The sequence below is a fragment of the Streptomyces sp. NPDC059861 genome, assembly GCF_042731435.1.
Lineage (GTDB): Bacteria > Actinomycetota > Actinomycetes > Streptomycetales > Streptomycetaceae > Streptomyces.
This window is the reverse complement of the sequence record NZ_JBHWJQ010000011.1, coordinates 1-19490: the sequence shown is the minus strand read 5'-3', so window position 1 is coordinate 19490 and position 19490 is coordinate 1. Positions and strand designations below refer to the sequence as shown.

Genomic DNA, 19490 nt, shown 5'->3' with positions numbered 1-19490 from the left:
CTCAGGAGGCTCATGGGGCTCGGGAAGCTCGTGGGGCCGCCGCTACGGAGGCCCCCGTGCGTCCCGCCAGGACCCCGGCCGACCCCTCCGCCCCCACCGCGCGCCTGGCCCCGCTGCTGCCGGGGGAGGAGACCGGCAAGTTCGAGCTGCGGTTGCAGCAGGCGGTGGCCTCGTTCGTGGACGGGCCGCGGGCCGCCATCGAGGAGGCGGACCATGTGCTGGAGGAGATAGCGGCCCGGTTCACCGAGGCCGTGACCCAGCGGCGGCGCACCCTGCGCAGGTCCTGGGAGGCGACCGACGAGGCTACCCCCGCGACCTCCGACACCGAACAGCTCCGTCTCGCCCTGCGGGACTACCGCGAGCTCGCGGAGCGGCTGCTGCGCCACTGAGCCGCGCGCTGAGCCGGCTGTTCGGCCACCGAGCCGCCGAACCAGCGAGAACCAGCTATTCGGCCGCCGCCCGGCCCTCCCGCCACCGGCGTACGACGTCGTCCACGTCGTACGGCTTCAGACCCAGCGGGGGGCCGGGCGGCGGCTTGAACATGACGTCGCGGATCCTGACGTTGACTTCTTCGACGATCTTCCGCACGAGCCGCTCGGAGGGCGCCCGCATCGCGGCCGACAGCGCGTCCTCCGCCTCCTTGCGCAGGGCGAGGGTGGGCGGCAGGACCGAGATGCCCTCCCGGGCCAACTTCCGCTTGATCCACCACTGTTCGTCGTAGGTGCCCTCGACGTCCTTGGGCAGGGGCTTGCCGGCGCCCGGCAGGTGGGCGAAGTCGCCGCGCGCCTCGGCGTCCCGGATCTGCTTATGGATCCAGACCTAATGACAAAACTGCGCTACCCTGGAGACAGAGGGAGCGGCAGGGGGCCGCACCCCTGGGGGAGAGGTCAGCCAGTGCGACGGGTCCTGTTCGCGGAGCGTATCTCTGACGACCGGAACGAGAAGTCAGATTCCATCGAGAGCCAGCACGACAAACTGAGCCGACAGTCAGAGGCGGAGGGCGTCACTGTCGTTGGCGTGGCACGAGACCTCTCAGTGTCTGGCGACGTTGACCCGTTCCATCGGAAGGAATTGGGTCCGTGGCTGGCAGAGGAGAGCCGCGGTAAGTGGGATGAGCTGTGGGTTACCACACTTGACCGATTGTCCCGTGACGACATGCACGCTCATGCGCTCATGGCTCAGATCCTCAAGTGGGACAAGACGCTTGTTGTTCTGGACAACCCTGGGCTTGACTTCCGTACGCCGGAAGGAAGAGCCATTGCCTACGTGCAGTCCATCGGGCCGGCCAAGGAACTCCAGCGAATCAAGGAACGCGCTAAGGACAGCCACGAACGGCGACGCTTCACGACTCGATGGACAGGAGGCATCCCCCCGTTCGGCTACGTTCCAGTCAAGAGGTTCATTGACGGGAAGACTGCCACGTACCTTGAGCAGGATCCTGACATGGTCAAGGTCTTGCATGAGATGCGTCGTCAGATCCTTGACGGGCAATCGTTCTTCGCCGTGGCCAAGTACCTCAATGAGAAGGGGGAGCACACGGCGCGGGACAGGGCCCGTATCCGACGGGACAAGCCTGTTCACCGACGTGGCGCAGCAGAGGGTGTGCCTGAGCTGTGGAGTGAGACAACGATCAAATCACTGCTCAGTGATCCTGCCCTTCTCGGACAAAAGAAACACAAGGGGGAAGTGCTCTACGACAGCCAGGGGCAGCCTGTGCAGGTGGCAGAGCCCATCTTCACGGACGAGGAATGGAAATCGCTTCGGGCAGCCGTAGAGGCACGGACCAAGACAACGGTTCGGCGAGTCAACGGCACGTCACCTCTGTATGGCGTGGTCTGGTGTGGGGAGTGTGGCAGCAAAGCCACGCACAAGTCATCCATGCACAATCCATCAGGAGTTGAGTACCGGTACTACGTCTGTGGCGCATGGCCCAAGGAGAACCGTTGCCGAGGTATCTCGGTCCGTGCCGAGGAAGTAGAAGAGTGGATTGAGATCTACTTCCTACAACGCTACGGGAACCAACCGGTGATCGAGAAGGTATGGGTCCCTGGCTCGGACAACACCAGGGAGCTTGAGTCCACCCGGAAGCGCATCTCACGTCTGCGGCATCTGTACGTAGAGGGGGAGTTCGAGGACAACCCCAAGGAGTACAAGGACCGTATGCATGCCCTCCGCACACGAGAGGCGGAGCTAGCAGCAGAGCCGGTTGTAGAGGGTCACTGGTCTGAGAAGGACACGGGACAGACGTTCCAAGAGCTGTGGGGGACCTTGGACTTGGAAGGCCGAAGGAAACAGTTGATCAAGTCCGGTTACCGCGTTGAGGTAGGGCGCAAGACGTTCAACGTCACCCCTGAGCCTGAGACCCCTGAGGAGAGGACAGCCAGGCTGACCAGCCTCGGGTACATGTCCGGGGAATAACCCGCAACACCGTTGTTAAAGCACCGGGGAGTGCCTGTCGCCAAACAAGATCACTCCCCGGTGTCTCCAGAGGAGAGGAACATCCTATGCGAGGCACCACCCCCAACGCACATCGTCCTGAGCAGGACCAAGGCCCATCAGAGTGGATCGTCGCCAACGCACGGCGCATCCTTGCCGAGGCTGAGAACGTGGACTTCGGTGACCCCCGTGCCATGGCCTACGCCATAGGCGCGCTCCGGGAGGCACTCCGGAGCATCCTCCCCGGACAGGGGGAGATCTGACATGGAAGACCTGTCAGGGATTGAGACTGGCCGGCTGGAAGTCCTGGCCGAGTTGGTCAACGCTCTCGGGGACCTCTGGGAAGCTGGAGTTCTGACGCTGTCAGCAGCGGTCAAGGTCTACGCACAGTCAGCGGCAATGAACGAGGAAAGCGCGGCAGAGTTCCTCACTGGGATTTGGGTTGACGACATGTTGGATCGGATGGAGTTCGAGGCATAGTCGCTGCGCACTACGTGCGACGCTAACTGAATAGGCAGTACCCCGTGAGGACCCGTAACAACAGTTACGGGTCCTTTGCCATGCCTAGGCGTCAACACCGTTGGCGTCGACTAAGAAGGGACAGGAAGTGACCGAGACGCAGAAAGAGACGGTAGTCCAGAAACTCGGATATGCCGTCTGGTTCGGCGGCATGGAAGTAAGGGCCGCTATTTGGTTTGCGGCATCTTTGTTTGAAGTGGAGATGTCAGAGGCCACGGAAATTGTCCATGACATTCTTGGGGATTACGCCATTGTCGAAATGACAGGGATTGCACAGAAGATTGGGGACAAGCATGTTTGATGCTGACATTTTTGGTGACGCTACGACAGAGGAAATCAAGGCACTTGGGTATGACCCTGCCGATAGCTGGGGCCGGCCTAGTCCATGGGAGTTCAGTACCCAACTGACCGCGTATCGTCAGAAGACTGCCGCGGCGCAGCAGGAAGAGCCGGCCGAGGAAGGGCCGGTTATTCCATCGGATGAGCAACTTGCGGAGATCCTGGCAGAGGTCTACGGCCCTGAGGCAGAGCAGACGGAGGAAGTGTCAGAGGCCATTGGCAGGAACGGCCTTACGCTCATCAATGACCCTGACTGGGTCGACATGACAGACCGGAATATGGACTACATGCGACACGTCTACCGATCAGGTCTGAATCATGCTGACAAGAGTGTCCTTGGTGTTGTGGCGCTGCACTGTGGCGCCAATAGCCGTGGCTGCACTGCCTCCAATGAGACCTTGGCCGAGGAAGCCAACATAGACAGGGACAACTTCCGTAAGCGGCTCAGCCGGCTCACCAAGGAAGGCTGGATCCGAGAGAACGGCATGATGCCCTCTGCCCGGCACAGGATGAGTGGAGCCAAGATCAGGCACATTGGCGTGAAGAGAGCATGGATTGAGGGAGGGTCGTGAGAACCCTCCCCTAGAAACCTGAGGTCAGGACAACCCTTGCAAGGGAGGGTCGTAGCAACCTTCTACAGGGAGGGTCAGGACAACCCCCCAAACATACATACCTCTCTCCTTAAGAGAGAGGTAGTTAACATACAACTCAGTAAGTAGAAGGTTCCTTGGCCTCTCAAGGGCCAAGGGGCTCTCAGACAGCCAAGGCAGAACGACCGAACGGAGTGAGGGAGAGTCGAACTAGCCAGCCTTCAAGGGCTGGCAGTGAGACACGAGACTTAGTCGAGTCAGACTCAGTTACTGAGGCTAGAGATTGTCCCGCCCCGGACAGAGCCTCTGTGCGGCTCTGTAGCGGCCCCTGAGTAGCTTCCTGGTCTCCTTGCCTAGGCTCCGCCTGAAAGGCTCTCAGAACCGAAGCTAGGCCCTTCTAGGGCTAGTTGCTGTCTCAAGGTCCGCCAAACGGACTCTGTCCCGTGGCTCTGTAGGGGCTACTGGAAGCTCAGTACGCCGTTCTGAGGCGTTGTCAGGCTGTAGCTGCGCCCCATTTGCACAGGACCAAGGCCGGCAGGGAGCGGACTCCTTCTCTTGTGATCTGGCTCTCACTTCCCTCATGGCTGTCACAGAACACCCCCTAGTGATACCGACATCTATAGTGAGAGAGAAGTTAGGAAGTAGGGATTCAAAAGGGCAAGTTCCTCTTTCTCTTCTCTGTCGTTCCTCCGCTGTTGTGACTCTCGCACCTCCTAGGTTCTGGTCTCGGTTTGCCTAGGTGAGCCTCATCCCCTGTGTCTTGTCGTGTGGCACAGGGGATGAGGTTTTTTTATGCCTACCAACCCCTCAAGTCTCCACACGACATAACGACTCTAAGGAAGTGGTGGACGTGGCCAAGGCAAGCATTTGGAATAGGCACACGTGGTCTGCAATAAGGCAAGCCAAGGGCGTTACCCACAAGCAGATAGCTGACGCTTGTGGTGTATACCTCGGCTCTGCTGAGAAATGGGCTTCCGGGGAACGGAATCCCAAGCTGAATCACCAGGTGACTATGGCCAAGGTGCTAGGTATCCCTCTGCGGGTACTTCTGGCTGACGTCAAGGACCCCGCCATTCGTGCGGCTGTCCGCATGGCCTACAACGACTAGACGTTAGGACACACGACATTGAACACGACACCTTTCTACGCCAGACTTACCGCTGTAATCTCCCGTCCGTTGGTTCTCATCTCTGCTCTCGTTATCTCAATGCCGGCAGAGATTCAGCTAGCCCGTGCCAGTGGCTTTGGAAACGGGTTTGAGTTCCTCATGCCTCTGACGCTTTCCCTGTACTCCGCGGCATCTGCTGTCATTGCTGCCACTAGGCCCCGTGGCACAAAGGGCCGGAAGTCTGCCATTGCTGGCAGCGGCGTAGCCCTGGGTCTGGCTCTGTCTGCGCAGGTGGTCGGACACCTAATCTCCAGTGGCTACATGACTTCTGGTCCGTTCCTGGTTTCGGCTGTCAGCTCAGTACCAGCACTTGCGGCCTGTCACATGCTCCACCTCTGCGCTACGCCAAAGGAGACTGTCCCTGTCAATGACAGCGATTCGGGACGTGAGGGCCCTGAGAGTGACGAAAACGAGACAGAGGCTCCAACCTCTGACGAGTGCCTGGCGAGTCTCCCTAAGGGTCGCTCCAAGCCTTCCTTGCAGGCGCTTAGGGACGCTGCGCAGAACCTTGATGCGGTAGGGGACAGGGTCTCTGCCAAGACTCTTGCCAAGGTGTTTGGTGTCAGTGAACGCACGGGCGCTCGATACTTCTCAACTCTCATGGCCTCTTAGGAGTCGTCCTATGGAATGTACCCAGACAACGACGGACACGGCTACGACCAGCCGTGACACCTATGCACAGCTCAATGACTTGACGCCACAGGAGGTCATTGACGCTGTACGAGCCGGCCAGTTTGGCAGGGTCGAATAATGGAACCTCTGCTCTCTATCTGCTCCCTGCTGTATCTCCTCTGCGTACTGGTCAACGGAGCACAGGCCTACAGGGAACGCATCGATTACACGACTTATTGGAGGCGTCATGCCTAACAGTCTCTTTATCAAGCCCATGCCTGCCGGATATACCCTTTCCGCAGGCACCAAGAAGTTGATTGCTGCCAGGGATAAGGCACTCAAGGCACTCCAGGATTACCAACTTGAGAATGCGGACTATGCTCCTGTGCCGGGGCCTCATGGTGCGCGGATTCCGGCTATCAGCAAGGCGGAAGTAGAACTGAGGAAGCTGGACAAAGAGGCTGTGAAGAACGGTAAGCCTCTGACCAGCCGTGATGAGTTTTTGGCCCCCTACCGGTCCAAGGCAGAGGGATACAAGCGAACTGTTGCGGCTATGCAAGCCGCTTACGCAGAGGCTTTCCGGGCGGCGGAAGACGCCATCATTGCTGAGATGCCGTCCCTGGCCAGTAAGGCTCTGGAGGAGTGTTCTCAGGTTCACAAGGATTGGTCTGCTGCTGTAGAGGCTGCCAGAGACGCAGAGGCTCGTATGACTGCTGCGGTCAACCGGCTACTATGGGCAGCCACAGACTCCCGCATGAATCGTTCGGCCGGCGAGGGTTGGGCAGACTACGCGGATACCGAGGCTCTTGAGTTCACCGCGGACGGCAGGCTTACCCGTGGGGCCGCACAGGCTATTGGTCTGGAGACGTACCAGGAAGGCTCTGTGGTGGCCTACGCCGAACTGGTTGATTGGGGCGGTGCTGCGCCCGTACATCCCCGGTCGGATGAGGTTGCCACGGCTATTGGTAACAGCCCTGAGGACGATGTACGGGCCGAGGCTGTCTACAACATTGCTGCGCTCTCGTCTGAGGACTACAGCCGGCACTTTGACGGATAGGATTCCCCGAGAAAGCCACTCAGGGATAGCAGTGCCGTAAAGGTGCTGCGGCAACTCTATTAGCCATGTAGTTGCCTCTGGAAGAATAGGCGCCCCAGGGTTTAATGACCCTGGGGCGCCCTTTTGTGTTTGGGCACCCGAAGTGCCCTCATTTTCCTAGATCACGAAAACTTGGAAACCTGTACACGATTGGAGGAAGGCACCCCCGGCGGGGTCTCTCAACACATTCGCAGGCATTACCCCATGGGTACCCATGGCGTGATAATCCGCGGGAGCGCATGACATGCCGGCATAACGGCATGGATGGCACTTGAAACCAGGCATGGGAATGCCAGTAGGAATGGCAGGCAACGGCATTCGAGTAAAGATGCTCAATGCCTATCAAGGCCCTAGGAAACGTCACACGACAAACGTGCCCCATCCCGGTGAAGCGGTGACGAGACCACGCCTCTTGAGATCCTGCACAGCCTTGGCCACGGTGCTCGGAGCCACACCGAACTCCACACTGAGGGGCACGGTCCCCGGTAGGCGTGTCCCTGGGGCGTAGGTGCCGTCGGCTATCCGCTGCTCAAGTGCAGTGGCAACGCGTCGCCACGGTGGCTGTGCTGCGTCCATGCGGATCATGCTCGGTTACTGCACTGTGTGACGCATCCGCGCTATGCTCGCTATCCGCGAATAGCTTGCTACAGAGTGAGCTACGAAAGGCGGGCCGGCAGGGAGCTAGCGACTCACCTGCCGACCCTTGCCCCTATGGAGGTAGGGACCGTGAGCATCATCCCAGAGGGACAGCACGGAGAGGCCAAGAGCCTTCGCAGGATGCCGGCGGACGCTGCGGGGAAGGCGGGGTTCTGTCAGCCGGGGGGTGTCATCTCGTCCATGGCGGACGGCATGGAGGAAGCCATCTTGGAGGCGACCATGGAGGATCTGAGGAAGGTCAAGGAGCTGTTGGATCAGAGCGGCACGACCAAGCATGAACTGACCATGGCTCTGGGGTTCCTGTATCAGTCTGCCAAGGCTGCCGTTGATGTGGCTGGCTGTCGCGGTGAGCGGCTGGACTCCATGGAGTAGCTGTCTCTCCTCCTGTCTGGGGCCCCTGGTTGCGCCGATGACCAGGGGCCTTCTCATGCCCAGATGCACAGACAGTCATCATGGCTGGTCAGACAGGTTCTTTGTGGAAACCTCTGGATCTGCTTGTCCGTCCAGGACTCGAAGCTGACACCCGGTGGCTTTCGCTCGGTCATGAGGCCATTGTGCCGGACGCCGCCGCGCCGGGCGATTTATCATGCGGCGGCGGCAGGCCAACCGGGCTGCCGCCTCAGGACGTTGCAAGGGAGCGCACGTGCTCGAACTGACCATGGCCACCGTCTCCGGTGCGGACGCGGGTGTCACGGCCGGCATGATCATGGCTGACGCGCCCAGCGAGCCGGGAACGATGCTGCGGGTGGGCCGGGACAGAACCGTGTGCCGGCTCGCGACGCCCGACGAATGGCTGTTCGTCTCGCGGGTGCACCTGGAGTTCCTGTGCGGGCCGGACGGCGACTGGCAGGTGACCTGGCTGCGCGGCTCGCAGCCGGACCCCTCCTCCGAGGTCCGGCTGGTGTCCGGCGAGTACGCGCAGCCGCTCGCGTACGGCGGCACGTTGCCGCTGCCCAGGGGCGGCAACGGCGAGATCGTCATCCAGGACCGCACCGGACCGCGCAGCGTGAACGTGGGCTATTACCACGAGGTCTGAGCGGCGGCGCGGCCCCGTCAGCCGAGGACGCGCGCCAGGGCGAAGCCGTCGTAGCCCTTGCCGCCCACCGTCTGGATCGCGGTGCCGGAGAGCCTCGGGTGGGAGCCGATGAGCTCGATGGCGGCGCGGGTGCCCTTCACGTCGGGCGCGGAGCTGTCCGCGTCGGCGACGCGGCCGCCTCGGACCACGTTGTCGACGACGATCAGGCTGCCCTCGCGCGAGAGCCGCAGCGCCCACTCCACGTAATGGGCGTTGTTGGCCTTGTCGGCGTCGATGAAGACCAGGTCGAAGGGCGGGGGGTTCTCGTCGGCGAGCTGCGGCAGGGAGTCCAGGGCGGCGCCGACGCGTACGTCGACGACCTTGTCGAGACCGGCCCGCGCGATGTTGCGGCTCGCGACCTCGGCGTGCTTCGGGTCGTACTCCAGCGTGACCAGGCGGCCGTCGGCCGGGAGGGCGCGGGCCAGCCAGATCGTGCTGTAGCCGCCGAGCGTGCCGATCTCCAGGATGGCGCGGGCGCCCTGCAGTTCGGCGAGGAGCTGGAGGAGCTTGCCCTGGCTCGCCGTGACACCGATCGGGGGCAGACCGGCCGCGTCGCTGTCCCGCAGGGCCGCCTGGAGGGCCTCGTCGTCGCCGGCGAGATGGGTCGTGAAGTACGCGTCGACGGTGTCCCAGATCTGCGACTCGCTCATGCGCTCTGCCTCTCGTCATCTAGTTAGAGGTGCTAACTAGATGGTCTAACGAGTGGGGGTGGGTGCAGGTTCCTGCCCCACGGGGCCAATGGGGCGAAGGCGGCCTTCGAGCAGTGCCTGGCCGAGGGGCGACAGGGTGTGCCATGCGGTGTTCGTCACCCGCTGGCTGGTGATCAGGTTCGCGTCCCGCATGGTCGCCGCGTGCTCGCTCGCCGAGGCGGCCGATATGCCCAGCCGCCGGGCCAGTTCCCTGCCCGTCGTGCCGTTGGACGCCGCGCTCTCCTCCAGGACGGCCGCGCGGGGGCGGCCCAACAGCCGGGACAGGGACGGTCGGCGCGGACTTCGCGTCGAAAAGCGTCTGTGGCCGCATCAGGAGGCGATCGTGCGGGACATCCTGGCGGACTGCGACGGCACGGTGGTGTGGGGCGGTGACCTGGGCCCCGGTGAAGGTGTCGCACCTCCACATCGCCACCCGTCCCGGGGTCCGGGCCCTGGCCCGGGTCGCGGCCCGCCTGGACACCAGCCGGCACCGCGCGTCCCGGACCCAGACCGCGGGCACGGTCGCCGATCCGGCCACTGCCCGGGCCGAAGCCCGGGCCCGGCGCCGTCCTCAGCGTCCCGAGGCGTTCACGGCCTCCACGGCCCTGGCGGGACCTGGCACCTTCGCGGCGCCCGCGGGCTCGGCGGTGTCCGCCGGCTTCGCGGCCGCCTCTGCCTCCGCCGGTTCCAGTGAAGGTGCCGACCCCGGCAGTGGCCGTCCCGCCGACTCCGTCATGAACCACACCGCCACGCCGCCGATCACGGCCGCGGCCATCATGTAGTAGGCGGGCATCATCATGTCGCCGGTCGCGCCGATCAGGGCCGTGACGACCAGGGGGGTCGTGCCGCCGAAGAGGGAGACCGAGATGTTGAAGCCGATGGAGAGGGAGCCGTAGCGGACCCGGGTCGGGAACAGGGCCGGGAGGGCCGACGGCATCGCCGCGGTGAAGCAGACCAGCAGCAGGCCGAGCGCGCCCATGCCCAGGCCGATGGCCGGCAGGCTGCCCTGGCGGATCAGCAGCAGGGCGGGGACGGAGAGGAGCAGGAAGCCCGCGCAGCCGACGGCGATGACCGGGCGGCGGCCGACGCGGTCGGTGAGGGCGCCCGTGAACGGCTGGGCGATCATCATCAGGGCCATCACCGCCAGGACGACCAGCAGGCCGTGCGTCTCGTCGTAGTGCAGCTCACTCGTGAGGTAGCTCGGCATGTACGACAGCAGCATGTAGTCGGTGACGTTGAAGACCAGCACCAGGCCCATGCACAGCAGCAGCGCCTTCCACTGGCCCGTGACCATCTCGCGCAGCGGCACCTTCGGCCGCTCCGTCTCCGCCTTCTCGACCTCCGCCGCGAACGCCGGGGTCTCCTCCAGGCGCATCCGCAGGTAGAGGCCGACGATTCCCATGGGGCCCGCGATCAGGAACGGGATCCGCCAGCCCCAGGACAGCAGGTCCTCGGAGGAGAGCAGCGCGGTCATGAGGGTGACCAGGCCCGCGCCGCCGATGTAGCCGGCGAGCGTGCCGAACTCGAGCCAGCTGCCGAGGAAGCCGCGCCGCTTGTCGGGGGCGTACTCGGCGATGAAGGTGGAGGCGCCGGCGTACTCACCGCCGGTGGAGAAGCCCTGTACGAGGCGCGCGGCGAGCAGCAGGATCGGCGCGCCGACGCCGATCGCGGCGTACGACGGGATCAGGCCGATCGCGAACGTGCCGACGGCCATCATGATCATCGTCAGCGCCAGGACCTTCTGGCGGCCGACGCGGTCGCCCAGCGGGCCGAAGACCATGCCGCCCAGCGGGCGGACCAGGAAGGCCGCGGCGAAGGCGCCGAAGGTGGACAGGAGCTGCGCCGTCGGGTTGCCGGACGGGAAGAAGACCTTGCCGAGCGTCACCGCGATGTAGCTGTAGACACCGAAGTCGAACCACTCCATGGCGTTGCCGAGCGCTGCTGCCTTCACGGCTCGCCTGACCAGGGCGGGGTCGGTGACGGTGGGGTCCTGTACCGGCGGGCGGGTACGGACGGGGAACGGATTCGGTGCGGCGACGTTGGCACTCGACAAGACTTCGCTCGCCTACCTTTCGACGGGGACAGGGACGGGCCCACGCGGCAGCGTCGGCGGCAGGCCGAAAGTCGACGATAGGGGGTCTTGTCCCGATTACGTAGGGTGGCCATTTCGATGCATGGGGCACATAAAGGTGCCGTGTGCAGGACTGTCGACGCGCGTCCGGCCGCCTTTCCGGTCCACGCCCTGTGATCTATCTCGCGCCCGGCCGAAGCAACCCGACCCCCCTCCCACTATCGTCTTCCGGACAAAAGGAGAGCGGACGTCAGGTGAATGAGGGGTTGCCTGCGTCCCTTCTCCGGGGGGCGGTGCGACCCCACAGGGTGCGCGATCGATGGGGCGGGAGGCCGACGAGGCGTGGCGAACGCGGAACACGGCGGAAGACCGGTGGGGGCTTTCGGAGCGACGGCGGGCGCACGGCTGCGCGCCGCGCGCCTGGCCCTGTGGCTGGTCGCCGCGATTCTCGGCATACGGCAGATCGCCGTCGTCCTCGGCACTCCCCGGGGCGAGCGGCTGACCGACCTGGAGACCTGGGTCGGCCCGGACGGCGTGCTGCACGTGGAGGGCTCGCTCTACGACTCCACCCGCTTCACCGGCACCCCCTTCGGGGGCCTGGTGCTCAAGCCACTGACGCGCGCGGCGGAGCAGGCGCTCGGCTGGGGCTGGACCTTCGGCACGCTGCTGCTGGTGGTCGTGCTCGGCCTGGTCGCCGCCCGCGCCCTGCCGCGCCCCGTCAGCCGCCGTACGACGCTGGTCGCGGCACCCGTCGCGATCTGCCTGCTGATGCTGTCCCTGCCGGTGCGCAACGCGTTCTGGCTCGGCCAGACCAGCATCATCCCGGTCCTGCTGGTGCTGCTCGGCTGCCTCGCGGTGCGCGGCGAACGGGCCGGGGGCGCGCTGATCGGTGTCGCCGCCGCCTTCCAGCCGACGGTGCTGCTCTTCGCCCCGCTGCTGTGGTTCACGGGCCGCCGGCAGGCCGCGGCCTCCCTGGGCGCGACCTTCGCCGGGACCACGGCGCTGGCGTGGCTGGCGATGCCGCACGACTCGTACACGTACTGGGTGCACCACATGGCCGGCGTCGGTCTCGGCGGGCGGGCCGACGACCTCGCCAACCAGTCCCTGCACGGCGCGCTGCTGCGGCTGGGCCTGTCCGGCCCGCTGGAGATCGCCCTCTTCCTGACCCTGGGCGCGGTGGTCGCCGCCCTGGGCCTGCGCCGGGCCGTCCGCTACGCCCGCGACGGGCAGCTCCTGCTCGCCGTCGCCCTCACCGGCTGTGCCGCGATCGTCGTGGCGCCGACGGCCTGGCAGCACCAGCTGCTGTGGGTGCTGCTCGCGGTGGTCGGCCGGGTCGGCCGGCGCGCCTCCGACCGCCTGGTGTGGCCGGTGGCGGTGGTGCTGGTCATGACGCTCCCGGCGAAGATGCTCCTGCCGAACATGGCGGCGCTGCACCCGCTGCGCGACAACGCCGTCCTGCTCGCCGCGATCGCCGCGGCCACGGCCGTGCCGTTCCTGTCGCGCACCTCGCCCCACTACCGCGACCCCATCCCCACGCGGTACGCCCGGCCGGTCCCGGCCCGCTGGCAGCGCATACCGCTGCTGCCCTTCCTGCGCCGCGTCCTCGGCCGTCCGAACCTCCTGCTGGAGCTGCTCCTCATACGCGTCACGTACGCCGCGTACTCGCAGGTCCGGCTCGCGGCCACCGGCGGCACGATATCCGGCGGCCGGGAGCGCGCCGAGGCGCACGGCGAGCAGATCCTCTCCCTGGAGCGGTTCCTCCACATCGACATCGAGCACACGCTCAACCACGCGACGGTGAAGGTCGACTGGCTCCGTCAGTTCTTCGACTTCTACTACACGTCGTTCCACTTCGTCGTCCCGCTGACCGTCCTCGGCGTCCTGTACTGGCGCCGCCCCGTCGACTACCGCTGGGGCCGCTCGACGCTGGGCCTGACGACCCTGCTGGCCCTGATCGGCTTCTGGCTCTACCCGCTCGCCCCGCCGCGCCTGATGCCGGACTTCGGCATCATCGACACGGTCCACGGCGTCCAGGACTTCTCCCAGCCGGATTACGGCACCCTGACCTCCCTCACCAACCAGTACGCGGCCATGCCCTCGCTGCACTTCGGCTGGTCCCTGTGGTGCGGCGTCGTGATCGCGATCGTCGCGCCCAAGGTGTGGATGAAGGCGCTGGGCCTGCTGCATCCGGCCTTCACGGTCACCGCGATCGTCGTGACCGGCAACCACTGGGTGCTGGACGCGGTGGGCGGCGCGATCGTGGTGGGCGCGGGCTTCGGGCTGGCGTATCTGTTCCAGGGTCCGCGGGCGCGGACGGTGACGGCGGCGGTCGACGCGGAGCGGGAAGCGCGGCAGAAATCGCGGACGTGGTCAATATCGTCCTCTCCGCCGACTACGAGGAGCATCTCGCGGGAATGAGGGACGCGCTGCGGCGTCATGGTTCGCCGACTGCGAATGTCTCGTTCAACATCACCGGACTCGATCATTTCGACCTGATTGAGAACGGGTTTCTGTCCCGTGAGCTGAAGTCGCTGGGCGGCGAGTGAGCGCGGGGACGGTTCGCGCCACTCGCGCCGTCCCCGAGTCTGCGAATGTCCTCACGGCAGGACGACGGACACGGTCCCGCACTCGAACCAGACCGTCTTGCCGCCGTCGGCACCCGGCTCCACGCCCCACTTGTCCGCCACCGCGTCGAGCAGCACCAGTCCGCGGCCGTTCTCCGCGTCAGGGGCCAAGGTGAGGGCGGGGGCGAGGAGTTGGGGCGATCCGTCCGACACCTCCACCCGCACCCCCGTCCTCAGCCGCAGCACCAGCAGCACGCAGCGCCGGTCCCGGACATGCCGTACGACGTTGGCGACCAGCTCCGTCACACCCAGTTCCACCGCTTCGGTCAGTTCCGTCATCTCCCACTCCGTCAGGAGCGAGCGGACGATACGGCGCACATGCCGTGCCGAGTGCTCGCCCACGGTGAGGTTCATGCGGTACTGGACGGGGCGAGGGGCCAAGTAGGCCGGTGGAATGTATTCGTTCACGCTACGAGGCTGGCCAGCCGTCACTACTGTGGGCAACGGAACGGATACAACCCGTCCCGTTGTGGGCGGAGTCGCGTGAGAGGGGACCGTGCGTGACCCACATCAACGCCCTCGACCCGGGTGCCTCGCCGCTGGACTACTACGGCTACGAGCTGCGGCGCCATCGTGAGGTGGCCGGACTGACGCAGCGACAGCTCGGCGAGATCATCAACTACACCGGCTCGCTGGTGGGGCAGATCGAGACCGCGCGCAAGCTCCCGACACCCGCGTTCAGTGAACGGGTGGACGCGGCACTGGGGACGGGCGGCCTGCTCTCCCGGCTGACCGAGCTGGTGCTGCGCAGCCAACTTCCGGCCTGGTTCCAGCAGACGGCGGAACTTGAAGTGCGGGCCGTCGAGATCTGCACCTTCCAGACCCATATGGTGCACGGTCTTCTCCAGGCGTCGGCCTACGCGCGGGCGGTGCTCGGCGCGTTGGACCAGAGCCACCTCGACGACCGCACCGCCGTGCGACTCGCCCGCCAGCGCACCTTCGAGAAGGAGGAGCCCCCGGTCTTCTGGGCGATCCTCAGCGAGGCCGCGCTGTACCAGCAGATCGGCAGCCCGGAGACCATGCGGGACCAACTGGCCCACCTGTTGGCGTTCGAGCATGCCCCCCGGATCAACATCCAAGTGCTGCCGTTCTCGGCGGGGGCGCACGCAGGTCTGCAAGGCTCGTTCAACCTCTACCGCTTCCCGAGCGATCCCACCATCGTCTACACCGAGGGGTACGGCAGCGGGCATCCGACCGCCAATCCGGACACCGTCATCGACTGCTCGCTCCGTTACGATCATCTCCAGGCCGCCGCTCTCTCCCTCAGGGACTCGGCGGAGTTGATCCGGCGCGTGATGGAGGAACGCTATGGCGAGCAACGCGATGTTGACGGTGGCCCAGTGGCGTAAGTCCAGCTACAGCGGTGACCAGGGCGGCGATTGCGTCGAGTGCGCACAGCTCGGCGAAACCACCGTCGCCGTACGCGACTCGAAGAACCCCACCGGCCCCGTCCTCACCTTCGACCCCGCCACCTTCACGGCGTTCGTCTCGTGGTCCGGGGCTACAGCCGCTGAATGATCGTGCCGGTGGCGAGTCCGCCGCCCGCGCACATCGTCACCAGCGCGAACTCCTTGTCCGTCCGCTCCAGTTCGTGCAGTGCCGTCGTGATGAGCCGGGCACCCGTCGCTCCGACCGGGTGCCCGAGCGCGATCGCACCGCCGTTGACGTTGACCTTCTCCAGGTCCTGCTCGAAGACCCGCGCCCAGCTAAGCACCACTGACGCGAACGCCTCGTTGATCTCGACCACGTCGATGTCCCTCAGGGACATCCCCGCCTTGCCCAGCACCGCGCGGGTGGCGTCGATCGGGCCGTCCAGGTGGAAGTGCGGGTCGGCGCCGACGAGGGCCTGCGCCACGATCCGCGCCCTCGGCTTCAGCTTCAGCGCACGCGCCATGCGCTTCGAGGCCCACATGATGGCCGCCGCGCCGTCCGAGATCTGCGAGGAGTTGCCGGCCGTGTGGACGGCCGTCGGCATGATCGGTTTGAGCCCCGCCAGTGCCTCCGCCGACGTGTCGCGGAGCCCCTCGTCGCGGTCGACGAGCCGCCACATGCCCTGCCCGGCGTGCTGCTCGTCCTCCGTGGTGGGGACCTGTACGGCGAAGGTCTCGCGCTTGAAGCGCTCCTCCGACCAGGCCTTGGCGGCGCGCTCCTGGGAGAGCAGGCCGAGGGCGTCGACGTTCTCCCGGGTCAGTCCGCGGTGGTTCGCGATGCGCTCGGCCGCCACGAACTGGTTGGGCAGGTCGACGTTCCACTCGTCGGGGAACGGCTTTCCGGGCCCGTGCCTGGAGCCCGACCCGAGCGGTACGCGGGACATCGCCTCGACGCCGCAGGAGATGCCGACGTCGATCACGCCGGCCGCGATGAGGTTGGCGGTCATGTGGGACGCCTGCTGCGAGGACCCGCACTGGCAGTCGACCGTCGTCGCCGCCGTCTCGTACGGCAGGCCCATGGTCAGCCAGGCGGTCCGCGCGGGATTCATGGACTGCTCGCCGGCGTGGGTGACCGTGCCGCCGACGATCTGTTCGACGCAGTCGGCGGGGATGCCGGTGCGGCCGAGGAGTTCGCGGTACGTCTCGCCCAGCAGATAGGCGGGATGCAGATTGGCGAGCGCGCCGCCGCGCTTGCCGATGGGGGTGCGGACGGCTTCGACGATGACGGGTTCGGCGGCCATGAAGGCGGTCCTCTCGTCCAGAACCAGCAACTGATACGTGTTCTAGTTCTGTGTGCAGTCTGCTGACGTGACGTCCGTCACCGCAAGGGTCTTGCAGTCTTCGGAGTCCGCCGTTACGTTCACGGCACTTCCTGACTGGCCGTCAGATGGCTGGAGCCGCCATGCCCTGTCCAGCGCTTCCCGACGGGTTCGACTTCACCGACCCCGATCTGCTGCACCATCGCGTGCCCCTGCCGGAGTTCGCCGAACTGCGCCGCGTCGAGCCGGTGACCTGGATCGCCCAGCCCGTGAACCTGGCCGGATTCCAGGACGAGGGCTACTGGGCCGTCACGCGGCACGCCGACGTCAAGCACGTCTCCACGCACCCCGAGTTGTTCTCCTCCACCCTCAACACCGCGATCATCCGCTTCAACGAGCACATCGAGCGCGACGCGATCGACATGCAGCGGCTGATCCTGCTGAACATGGACCCGCCGGAGCACACCCGGGTGCGGCAGATCGTGCAACGGGGGTTCACGCCCCGGGCCATCCGGGCGCTGGAGGAGCGGCTGCGGGCCCGGGCGCACGCCATAGTCGAGGGCGCCCGCGCGCATTCCGGGCCGTTCGACTTCGTCACGGAGGTCGCGTGCGAGCTGCCGCTCCAGGCGATCGCCGAGCTGATCGGCGTACCGCAGGACGACCGGGCCAAGCTCTTCGACTGGTCCAACAAGATGATCGCGTACGACGACCCCGAGTACGCCATCACGGAGGAGGTCGGCAAGGAATCGGCCACCGAGCTGATCGCGTACGCCATGAACATGGCCGCCGACCGCAAGCAGTGCCCGGCGCGGGACATCGTCAGCACCCTGGTGGCGGCGGAGGACGAGGGCAACCTCGCCTCGGACGAGTTCGGGTTCTTCGTGCTGATGCTGGCGGTGGCGGGCAACGAGACGACCCGCAACGCCATCACGCACGGCATGCACGCCTTCCTCACCCATCCCGAGCAGTGGGACCTCTACAAGCGGGAGCGGCCCTCGACGGCTGCCGAGGAGATCGTGCGCTGGGCGACGCCGGTGGTGTCCTTCCAGCGGACGGCGACGCAGGACACCGAGCTGGGCGGCAAGCGGATACGCAAGGGCGACCGGGTCGGCATCTTCTACGCCTCGGCCAACCACGACCCCGAGGTCTTCGACTCCCCGGACACTTTCGACATCACCCGTGACCCCAACCCCCACCTGGGCTTCGGCGGCGGCGGTCCCCACTACTGCCTCGGCAAATCCCTCGCGGTCCTGGAGATCGACCTCATCTTCAACGCCCTCGCCGACGCCATGCCGGACCTGCGGCTGGTGGGGGAGCCGCGGCGGCTGCGGTCGGCGTGGATCAACGGGGTGAAGGAGCTGCGGGTCACGGCGCGCTAGCCAGGGCGGGGCGCCGCCGTCGTCACGGTCGCAGCAGGGCCTGGCGCGCGGCGTCGAGGAGCCACTTCTCGGCCTGCGCGTGGGACCAGCCGTTGTCGTCGACGAGGGTGAAGAAGCCCTGGTAGCCGAAGTAGAACCACAGGATGTCCAGGGCCCCGTCGGCGTCGGTGCCGTCCCGGAGCGCGCCGAGTTCCGCGAGGCGCCGGGCGGCCACCGCCGTGCCGTCGCTATAGCGCCGGGTGGCGAGGGCGAGGCCCTCGGCCGCCGCCGCGTCGTGCGGGGCCGTGGCCAGCACCACGCGCATGATGTCGCCGTAGTCCTCGCGCATCCGCCGGGTCAGGTCCGCCACGACGCGCAGGATCTCTGCCGGGTCACCGGCCTCCTCCAGCTCCTGCCGTGCCGTCTCGACCTCCGGCGCGGCGGACCAGCGGTCCACCAGGATCCGCAAGAGGCCCTGTTTGCCGCCGATGACGTACACCGTCGCCGGTGAGACGCGCGCGGCCGCCGCGATGTCGTCGACCCTCGTGGCGAAGTAACCGCGCTCGCTGAACAGGCGGCGCGCTTCGTCGATGACGGCGCGCCGGGTCGCCTCCGCGTACTCCGCTCGGCGACTGGGCCGCTCGCCCGGTCGCCTCCCGCCGGCGGTGCCGGGCTCGCCTGGACGCTCGCTCCGAGGACTCATGGGGACGAGTGTACAGCCCGGGTCTACTGAGAGTAGTTTGCGTCTGAAAATCGGGGGAGTGCTCTTCTCGCTAGAGCCACACTCTGCTGAAGAGAACTCGCCCCAGGGGCCGCATCATGAGCGCACAACCCAGGACCACGGCCGCCGTTCAGGAACTGGTCGCACGCCTGGCACCGGATCAGGTCCACACATCCGGCACGGCCTACGAGGCCACGCGACGCGTCCGGAACGGCGCCGCGCCCACCAGCCCCGCCCTCGTCGTCCACGCCCACGGCCAGGAGGACGTGCGGGCCGCGGTGCTCGCGGCCCGGCGCCACGGTCTCCTGGCCGCCAAGGCCCGGTTCGACCCCGACGGCGTCTTCACGGCGACCCCGCTGCCGACCGCCGCCTCCACGGCAGGGCACGCGTCATGGATCCTCTGACGGTCTCCTACCGCCGCCGCCAGGGCTGGACCGTGGTCGAGGTCACGGGCGAGCTGGACATCGCGACCGCGGACGCGCTGCGCGGATACCTCGACGGCATCGTCGCGGCCTACGCGCCGGTCGGGGTCGTGCTGGACCTGTCGAGGCTGCAGTTCTGCGACGCGAGCGGTCTGCGCGTACTGGTCGGCGCGCACCGGGCCGTGCTCAGGAGACACGGCCGGCTGCGCCTGGTGTGCCCGGACGGGATGATCAGCCTCGTGCTGCGGATCACGGCTCTGGCGACGCTGATCCCGGTCCACGCGACTCTCGCGGAGGCTCTGACCCCGGGCCCGGACGAGGACCCCCCGGTGACGCGGACGGACGGCCACGGGCCGGCGGGCGTCGTCGAGGCCGGGCGAGCGGGGTGACATGCGGGAGGCGGCGGCCCCGGGGATCGGGGGCC

At 66.3% G+C, this 19490-nt stretch carries 24 protein-coding genes; 16 read left to right on the top strand and 8 right to left on the bottom strand.

The annotated features are described in order from the left end of the window. The first annotated feature begins 56 nt into the window (after window positions 1–56). Window positions 57–389, top strand: a complete 333-nt coding sequence (locus ACFV6X_RS12290; protein WP_385381456.1) for a hypothetical protein — start codon at window positions 57–59, stop codon at window positions 387–389. Window positions 390–444: 55 nt separating this feature from the next. Here ACFV6X_RS12290 and ACFV6X_RS12285 read toward each other — a convergent pair whose 3' ends face one another. Beyond that, a complete protein-coding gene (locus ACFV6X_RS12285) occupies window positions 445–813 on the bottom strand; it encodes a DUF1992 domain-containing protein (protein WP_385381828.1) in 369 nt (122 codons plus the stop codon). Between the two features lie 81 nt (window positions 814–894). On the opposite strand from ACFV6X_RS12285, the gene ACFV6X_RS12280 reads away from it, so the two are divergent. From ACFV6X_RS12280 to ACFV6X_RS12255, 6 genes are all read left to right on the top strand, one after another. Next, complete coding sequence (locus ACFV6X_RS12280) at window positions 895–2418, top strand: recombinase family protein (protein ID WP_385381453.1); 1524 nt, start codon at window positions 895–897, stop codon at window positions 2416–2418. Between the two features lie 282 nt (window positions 2419–2700). After that, entirely contained in the window at window positions 2701–2916 is a 216-nt protein-coding gene (locus ACFV6X_RS12275; RefSeq protein WP_385381450.1) for a hypothetical protein, read from the top strand. A 127-nt stretch (window positions 2917–3043) separates the two neighbouring features. Beyond that, window positions 3044–3256, top strand: coding sequence for a hypothetical protein (locus tag ACFV6X_RS12270; RefSeq protein WP_385381447.1), 213 nt, complete (start codon window positions 3044–3046; stop codon window positions 3254–3256). Further along, complete coding sequence (locus ACFV6X_RS12265) at window positions 3249–3866, top strand: helix-turn-helix domain-containing protein (RefSeq protein WP_385381444.1); 618 nt, start codon at window positions 3249–3251, stop codon at window positions 3864–3866. The genes ACFV6X_RS12270 and ACFV6X_RS12265 overlap by 8 nt, the downstream gene beginning before the upstream one ends. A 757-nt stretch (window positions 3867–4623) precedes the next feature. Continuing rightward, window positions 4624–4992: a helix-turn-helix domain-containing protein gene (locus ACFV6X_RS12260; protein WP_385381441.1), complete on the top strand. Its 369-nt coding sequence runs from the start codon at window positions 4624–4626 to the stop codon at window positions 4990–4992. Between the two features lie 919 nt (window positions 4993–5911). Next, on the top strand, window positions 5912–6721 hold the full coding sequence (locus ACFV6X_RS12255; protein WP_385381438.1) for a hypothetical protein: 810 nt from the start codon (window positions 5912–5914) through the stop codon (window positions 6719–6721). Between the two features lie 399 nt (window positions 6722–7120). Here ACFV6X_RS12255 and ACFV6X_RS12250 read toward each other — a convergent pair whose 3' ends face one another. Beyond that, a complete protein-coding gene (locus tag ACFV6X_RS12250; RefSeq protein WP_385381435.1) occupies window positions 7121–7336 on the bottom strand; it encodes a winged helix-turn-helix domain-containing protein in 216 nt (71 codons plus the stop codon). Window positions 7337–7486: 150 nt separating this feature from the next. On the opposite strand from ACFV6X_RS12250, the gene ACFV6X_RS12245 reads away from it, so the two are divergent. Next, the gene (locus ACFV6X_RS12245) at window positions 7487–7789 is read left to right on the top strand and encodes a hypothetical protein (protein WP_385381434.1); all 303 of its coding nucleotides are present in this window, start codon (window positions 7487–7489) and stop codon (window positions 7787–7789) included. A 271-nt stretch (window positions 7790–8060) separates the two neighbouring features. After that, window positions 8061–8453, top strand: coding sequence for a hypothetical protein (locus ACFV6X_RS12240; protein WP_385381431.1), 393 nt, complete (start codon window positions 8061–8063; stop codon window positions 8451–8453). 17 nt (window positions 8454–8470) lie between these two features. Here the strand turns inward: ACFV6X_RS12240 and ACFV6X_RS12235 are convergent, their stop codons facing one another. From ACFV6X_RS12235 to proP, 3 genes are all read right to left on the bottom strand, one after another. Further along, complete coding sequence (locus ACFV6X_RS12235) at window positions 8471–9142, bottom strand: O-methyltransferase (protein WP_365445516.1); 672 nt, start codon at window positions 9140–9142, stop codon at window positions 8471–8473. Window positions 9143–9187: 45 nt separating this feature from the next. Beyond that, window positions 9188–9454, bottom strand: coding sequence for a MarR family transcriptional regulator (locus ACFV6X_RS12230; RefSeq protein ID WP_385381428.1), 267 nt, complete (start codon window positions 9452–9454; stop codon window positions 9188–9190). Between the two features lie 298 nt (window positions 9455–9752). Beyond that, window positions 9753–11234 carry a glycine betaine/L-proline transporter ProP gene (gene proP, locus ACFV6X_RS12225; RefSeq protein WP_385381425.1) on the bottom strand — a complete coding sequence of 494 codons (1482 nt, stop codon included), beginning with the start codon at window positions 11232–11234 and terminating at the stop codon, window positions 9753–9755. A 360-nt stretch (window positions 11235–11594) separates the two neighbouring features. Between proP and ACFV6X_RS12220 the strand changes: the two genes are divergently transcribed. Further along, complete coding sequence (locus ACFV6X_RS12220) at window positions 11595–13670, top strand: bifunctional glycosyltransferase 87/phosphatase PAP2 family protein (RefSeq protein WP_385381423.1); 2076 nt, start codon at window positions 11595–11597, stop codon at window positions 13668–13670. Next, window positions 13667–13798: a hypothetical protein gene (locus ACFV6X_RS12215; RefSeq protein WP_385381420.1), complete on the top strand. Its 132-nt coding sequence runs from the start codon at window positions 13667–13669 to the stop codon at window positions 13796–13798. The genes ACFV6X_RS12220 and ACFV6X_RS12215 overlap by 4 nt, the downstream gene beginning before the upstream one ends. A 51-nt stretch (window positions 13799–13849) precedes the next feature. On the opposite strand, the gene ACFV6X_RS12210 is transcribed toward ACFV6X_RS12215, so the two are convergent. Then, window positions 13850–14284: an ATP-binding protein gene (locus ACFV6X_RS12210; protein ID WP_385381417.1), complete on the bottom strand. Its 435-nt coding sequence runs from the start codon at window positions 14282–14284 to the stop codon at window positions 13850–13852. A gap of 92 nt (window positions 14285–14376) precedes the next feature. Between ACFV6X_RS12210 and ACFV6X_RS12205 the strand changes: the two genes are divergently transcribed. Both ACFV6X_RS12205 and ACFV6X_RS12200 read left to right on the top strand, forming a co-directional pair. Beyond that, on the top strand, window positions 14377–15225 hold the full coding sequence (locus ACFV6X_RS12205; protein ID WP_385381415.1) for a Scr1 family TA system antitoxin-like transcriptional regulator: 849 nt from the start codon (window positions 14377–14379) through the stop codon (window positions 15223–15225). Beyond that, window positions 15185–15394: a DUF397 domain-containing protein gene (locus ACFV6X_RS12200; protein WP_385381413.1), complete on the top strand. Its 210-nt coding sequence runs from the start codon at window positions 15185–15187 to the stop codon at window positions 15392–15394. The genes ACFV6X_RS12205 and ACFV6X_RS12200 overlap by 41 nt, the downstream gene beginning before the upstream one ends. Here the strand turns inward: ACFV6X_RS12200 and ACFV6X_RS12195 are convergent. After that, the gene (locus ACFV6X_RS12195) at window positions 15378–16547 is read right to left on the bottom strand and encodes a steroid 3-ketoacyl-CoA thiolase (protein ID WP_385381410.1); all 1170 of its coding nucleotides are present in this window, start codon (window positions 16545–16547) and stop codon (window positions 15378–15380) included. The two genes, ACFV6X_RS12200 and ACFV6X_RS12195, sit on opposite strands and share 17 nt — an antisense overlap. A gap of 161 nt (window positions 16548–16708) precedes the next feature. Here ACFV6X_RS12195 and ACFV6X_RS12190 point away from each other — a divergent pair, with 161 nt between their 5' ends. Next, entirely contained in the window at window positions 16709–17944 is a 1236-nt protein-coding gene (locus tag ACFV6X_RS12190) for a cytochrome P450 (RefSeq protein ID WP_385381407.1), read from the top strand. Window positions 17945–17966: 22 nt separating this feature from the next. Here ACFV6X_RS12190 and ACFV6X_RS12185 read toward each other — a convergent pair whose 3' ends face one another. Further along, window positions 17967–18626: a TetR/AcrR family transcriptional regulator gene (locus ACFV6X_RS12185; protein ID WP_385381404.1), complete on the bottom strand. Its 660-nt coding sequence runs from the start codon at window positions 18624–18626 to the stop codon at window positions 17967–17969. A 116-nt stretch (window positions 18627–18742) separates the two neighbouring features. Here ACFV6X_RS12185 and ACFV6X_RS12180 point away from each other — a divergent pair, with 116 nt between their 5' ends. Both ACFV6X_RS12180 and ACFV6X_RS12175 read left to right on the top strand, forming a co-directional pair. Then, complete coding sequence (locus tag ACFV6X_RS12180; protein ID WP_385381401.1) at window positions 18743–19048, top strand: hypothetical protein; 306 nt, start codon at window positions 18743–18745, stop codon at window positions 19046–19048. After that, window positions 19036–19455 (top strand): STAS domain-containing protein, encoded by a 420-nt coding sequence (locus ACFV6X_RS12175; protein WP_385381398.1) that lies wholly within the window; start codon window positions 19036–19038, stop codon window positions 19453–19455. Before ACFV6X_RS12180 ends, ACFV6X_RS12175 begins: the two co-directional genes overlap by 13 nt. The last annotated feature ends 35 nt before the right edge of the window (window positions 19456–19490 follow it).

Coding starts and splice junctions, on each gene's coding strand:
- ACFV6X_RS12190 (WP_385381407.1), top strand. CDS start 16,709: ATGCCCTGTCCAGCGCTTCCCGACGGGTTCGACTTCACCGACCCCGAT.
- ACFV6X_RS12255 (WP_385381438.1), top strand. CDS start 5,912: ATGCCTAACAGTCTCTTTATCAAGCCCATGCCTGCCGGATATACCCTT.
- ACFV6X_RS12175 (WP_385381398.1), top strand. CDS start 19,036: ATGGATCCTCTGACGGTCTCCTACCGCCGCCGCCAGGGCTGGACCGTG.
- ACFV6X_RS12235 (WP_365445516.1), bottom strand. CDS start 9,142: ATGAGCGAGTCGCAGATCTGGGACACCGTCGACGCGTACTTCACGACC.
- ACFV6X_RS12275 (WP_385381450.1), top strand. CDS start 2,701: ATGGAAGACCTGTCAGGGATTGAGACTGGCCGGCTGGAAGTCCTGGCC.
- ACFV6X_RS12180 (WP_385381401.1), top strand. CDS start 18,743: ATGAGCGCACAACCCAGGACCACGGCCGCCGTTCAGGAACTGGTCGCA.
- ACFV6X_RS12185 (WP_385381404.1), bottom strand. CDS start 18,626: ATGAGTCCTCGGAGCGAGCGTCCAGGCGAGCCCGGCACCGCCGGCGGG.
- ACFV6X_RS12265 (WP_385381444.1), top strand. CDS start 3,249: ATGTTTGATGCTGACATTTTTGGTGACGCTACGACAGAGGAAATCAAG.
- ACFV6X_RS12200 (WP_385381413.1), top strand. CDS start 15,185: ATGGCGAGCAACGCGATGTTGACGGTGGCCCAGTGGCGTAAGTCCAGC.
- ACFV6X_RS12195 (WP_385381410.1), bottom strand. CDS start 16,547: ATGGCCGCCGAACCCGTCATCGTCGAAGCCGTCCGCACCCCCATCGGC.
- ACFV6X_RS12215 (WP_385381420.1), top strand. CDS start 13,667: ATGAGGGACGCGCTGCGGCGTCATGGTTCGCCGACTGCGAATGTCTCG.
- ACFV6X_RS12250 (WP_385381435.1), bottom strand. CDS start 7,336: ATGGACGCAGCACAGCCACCGTGGCGACGCGTTGCCACTGCACTTGAG.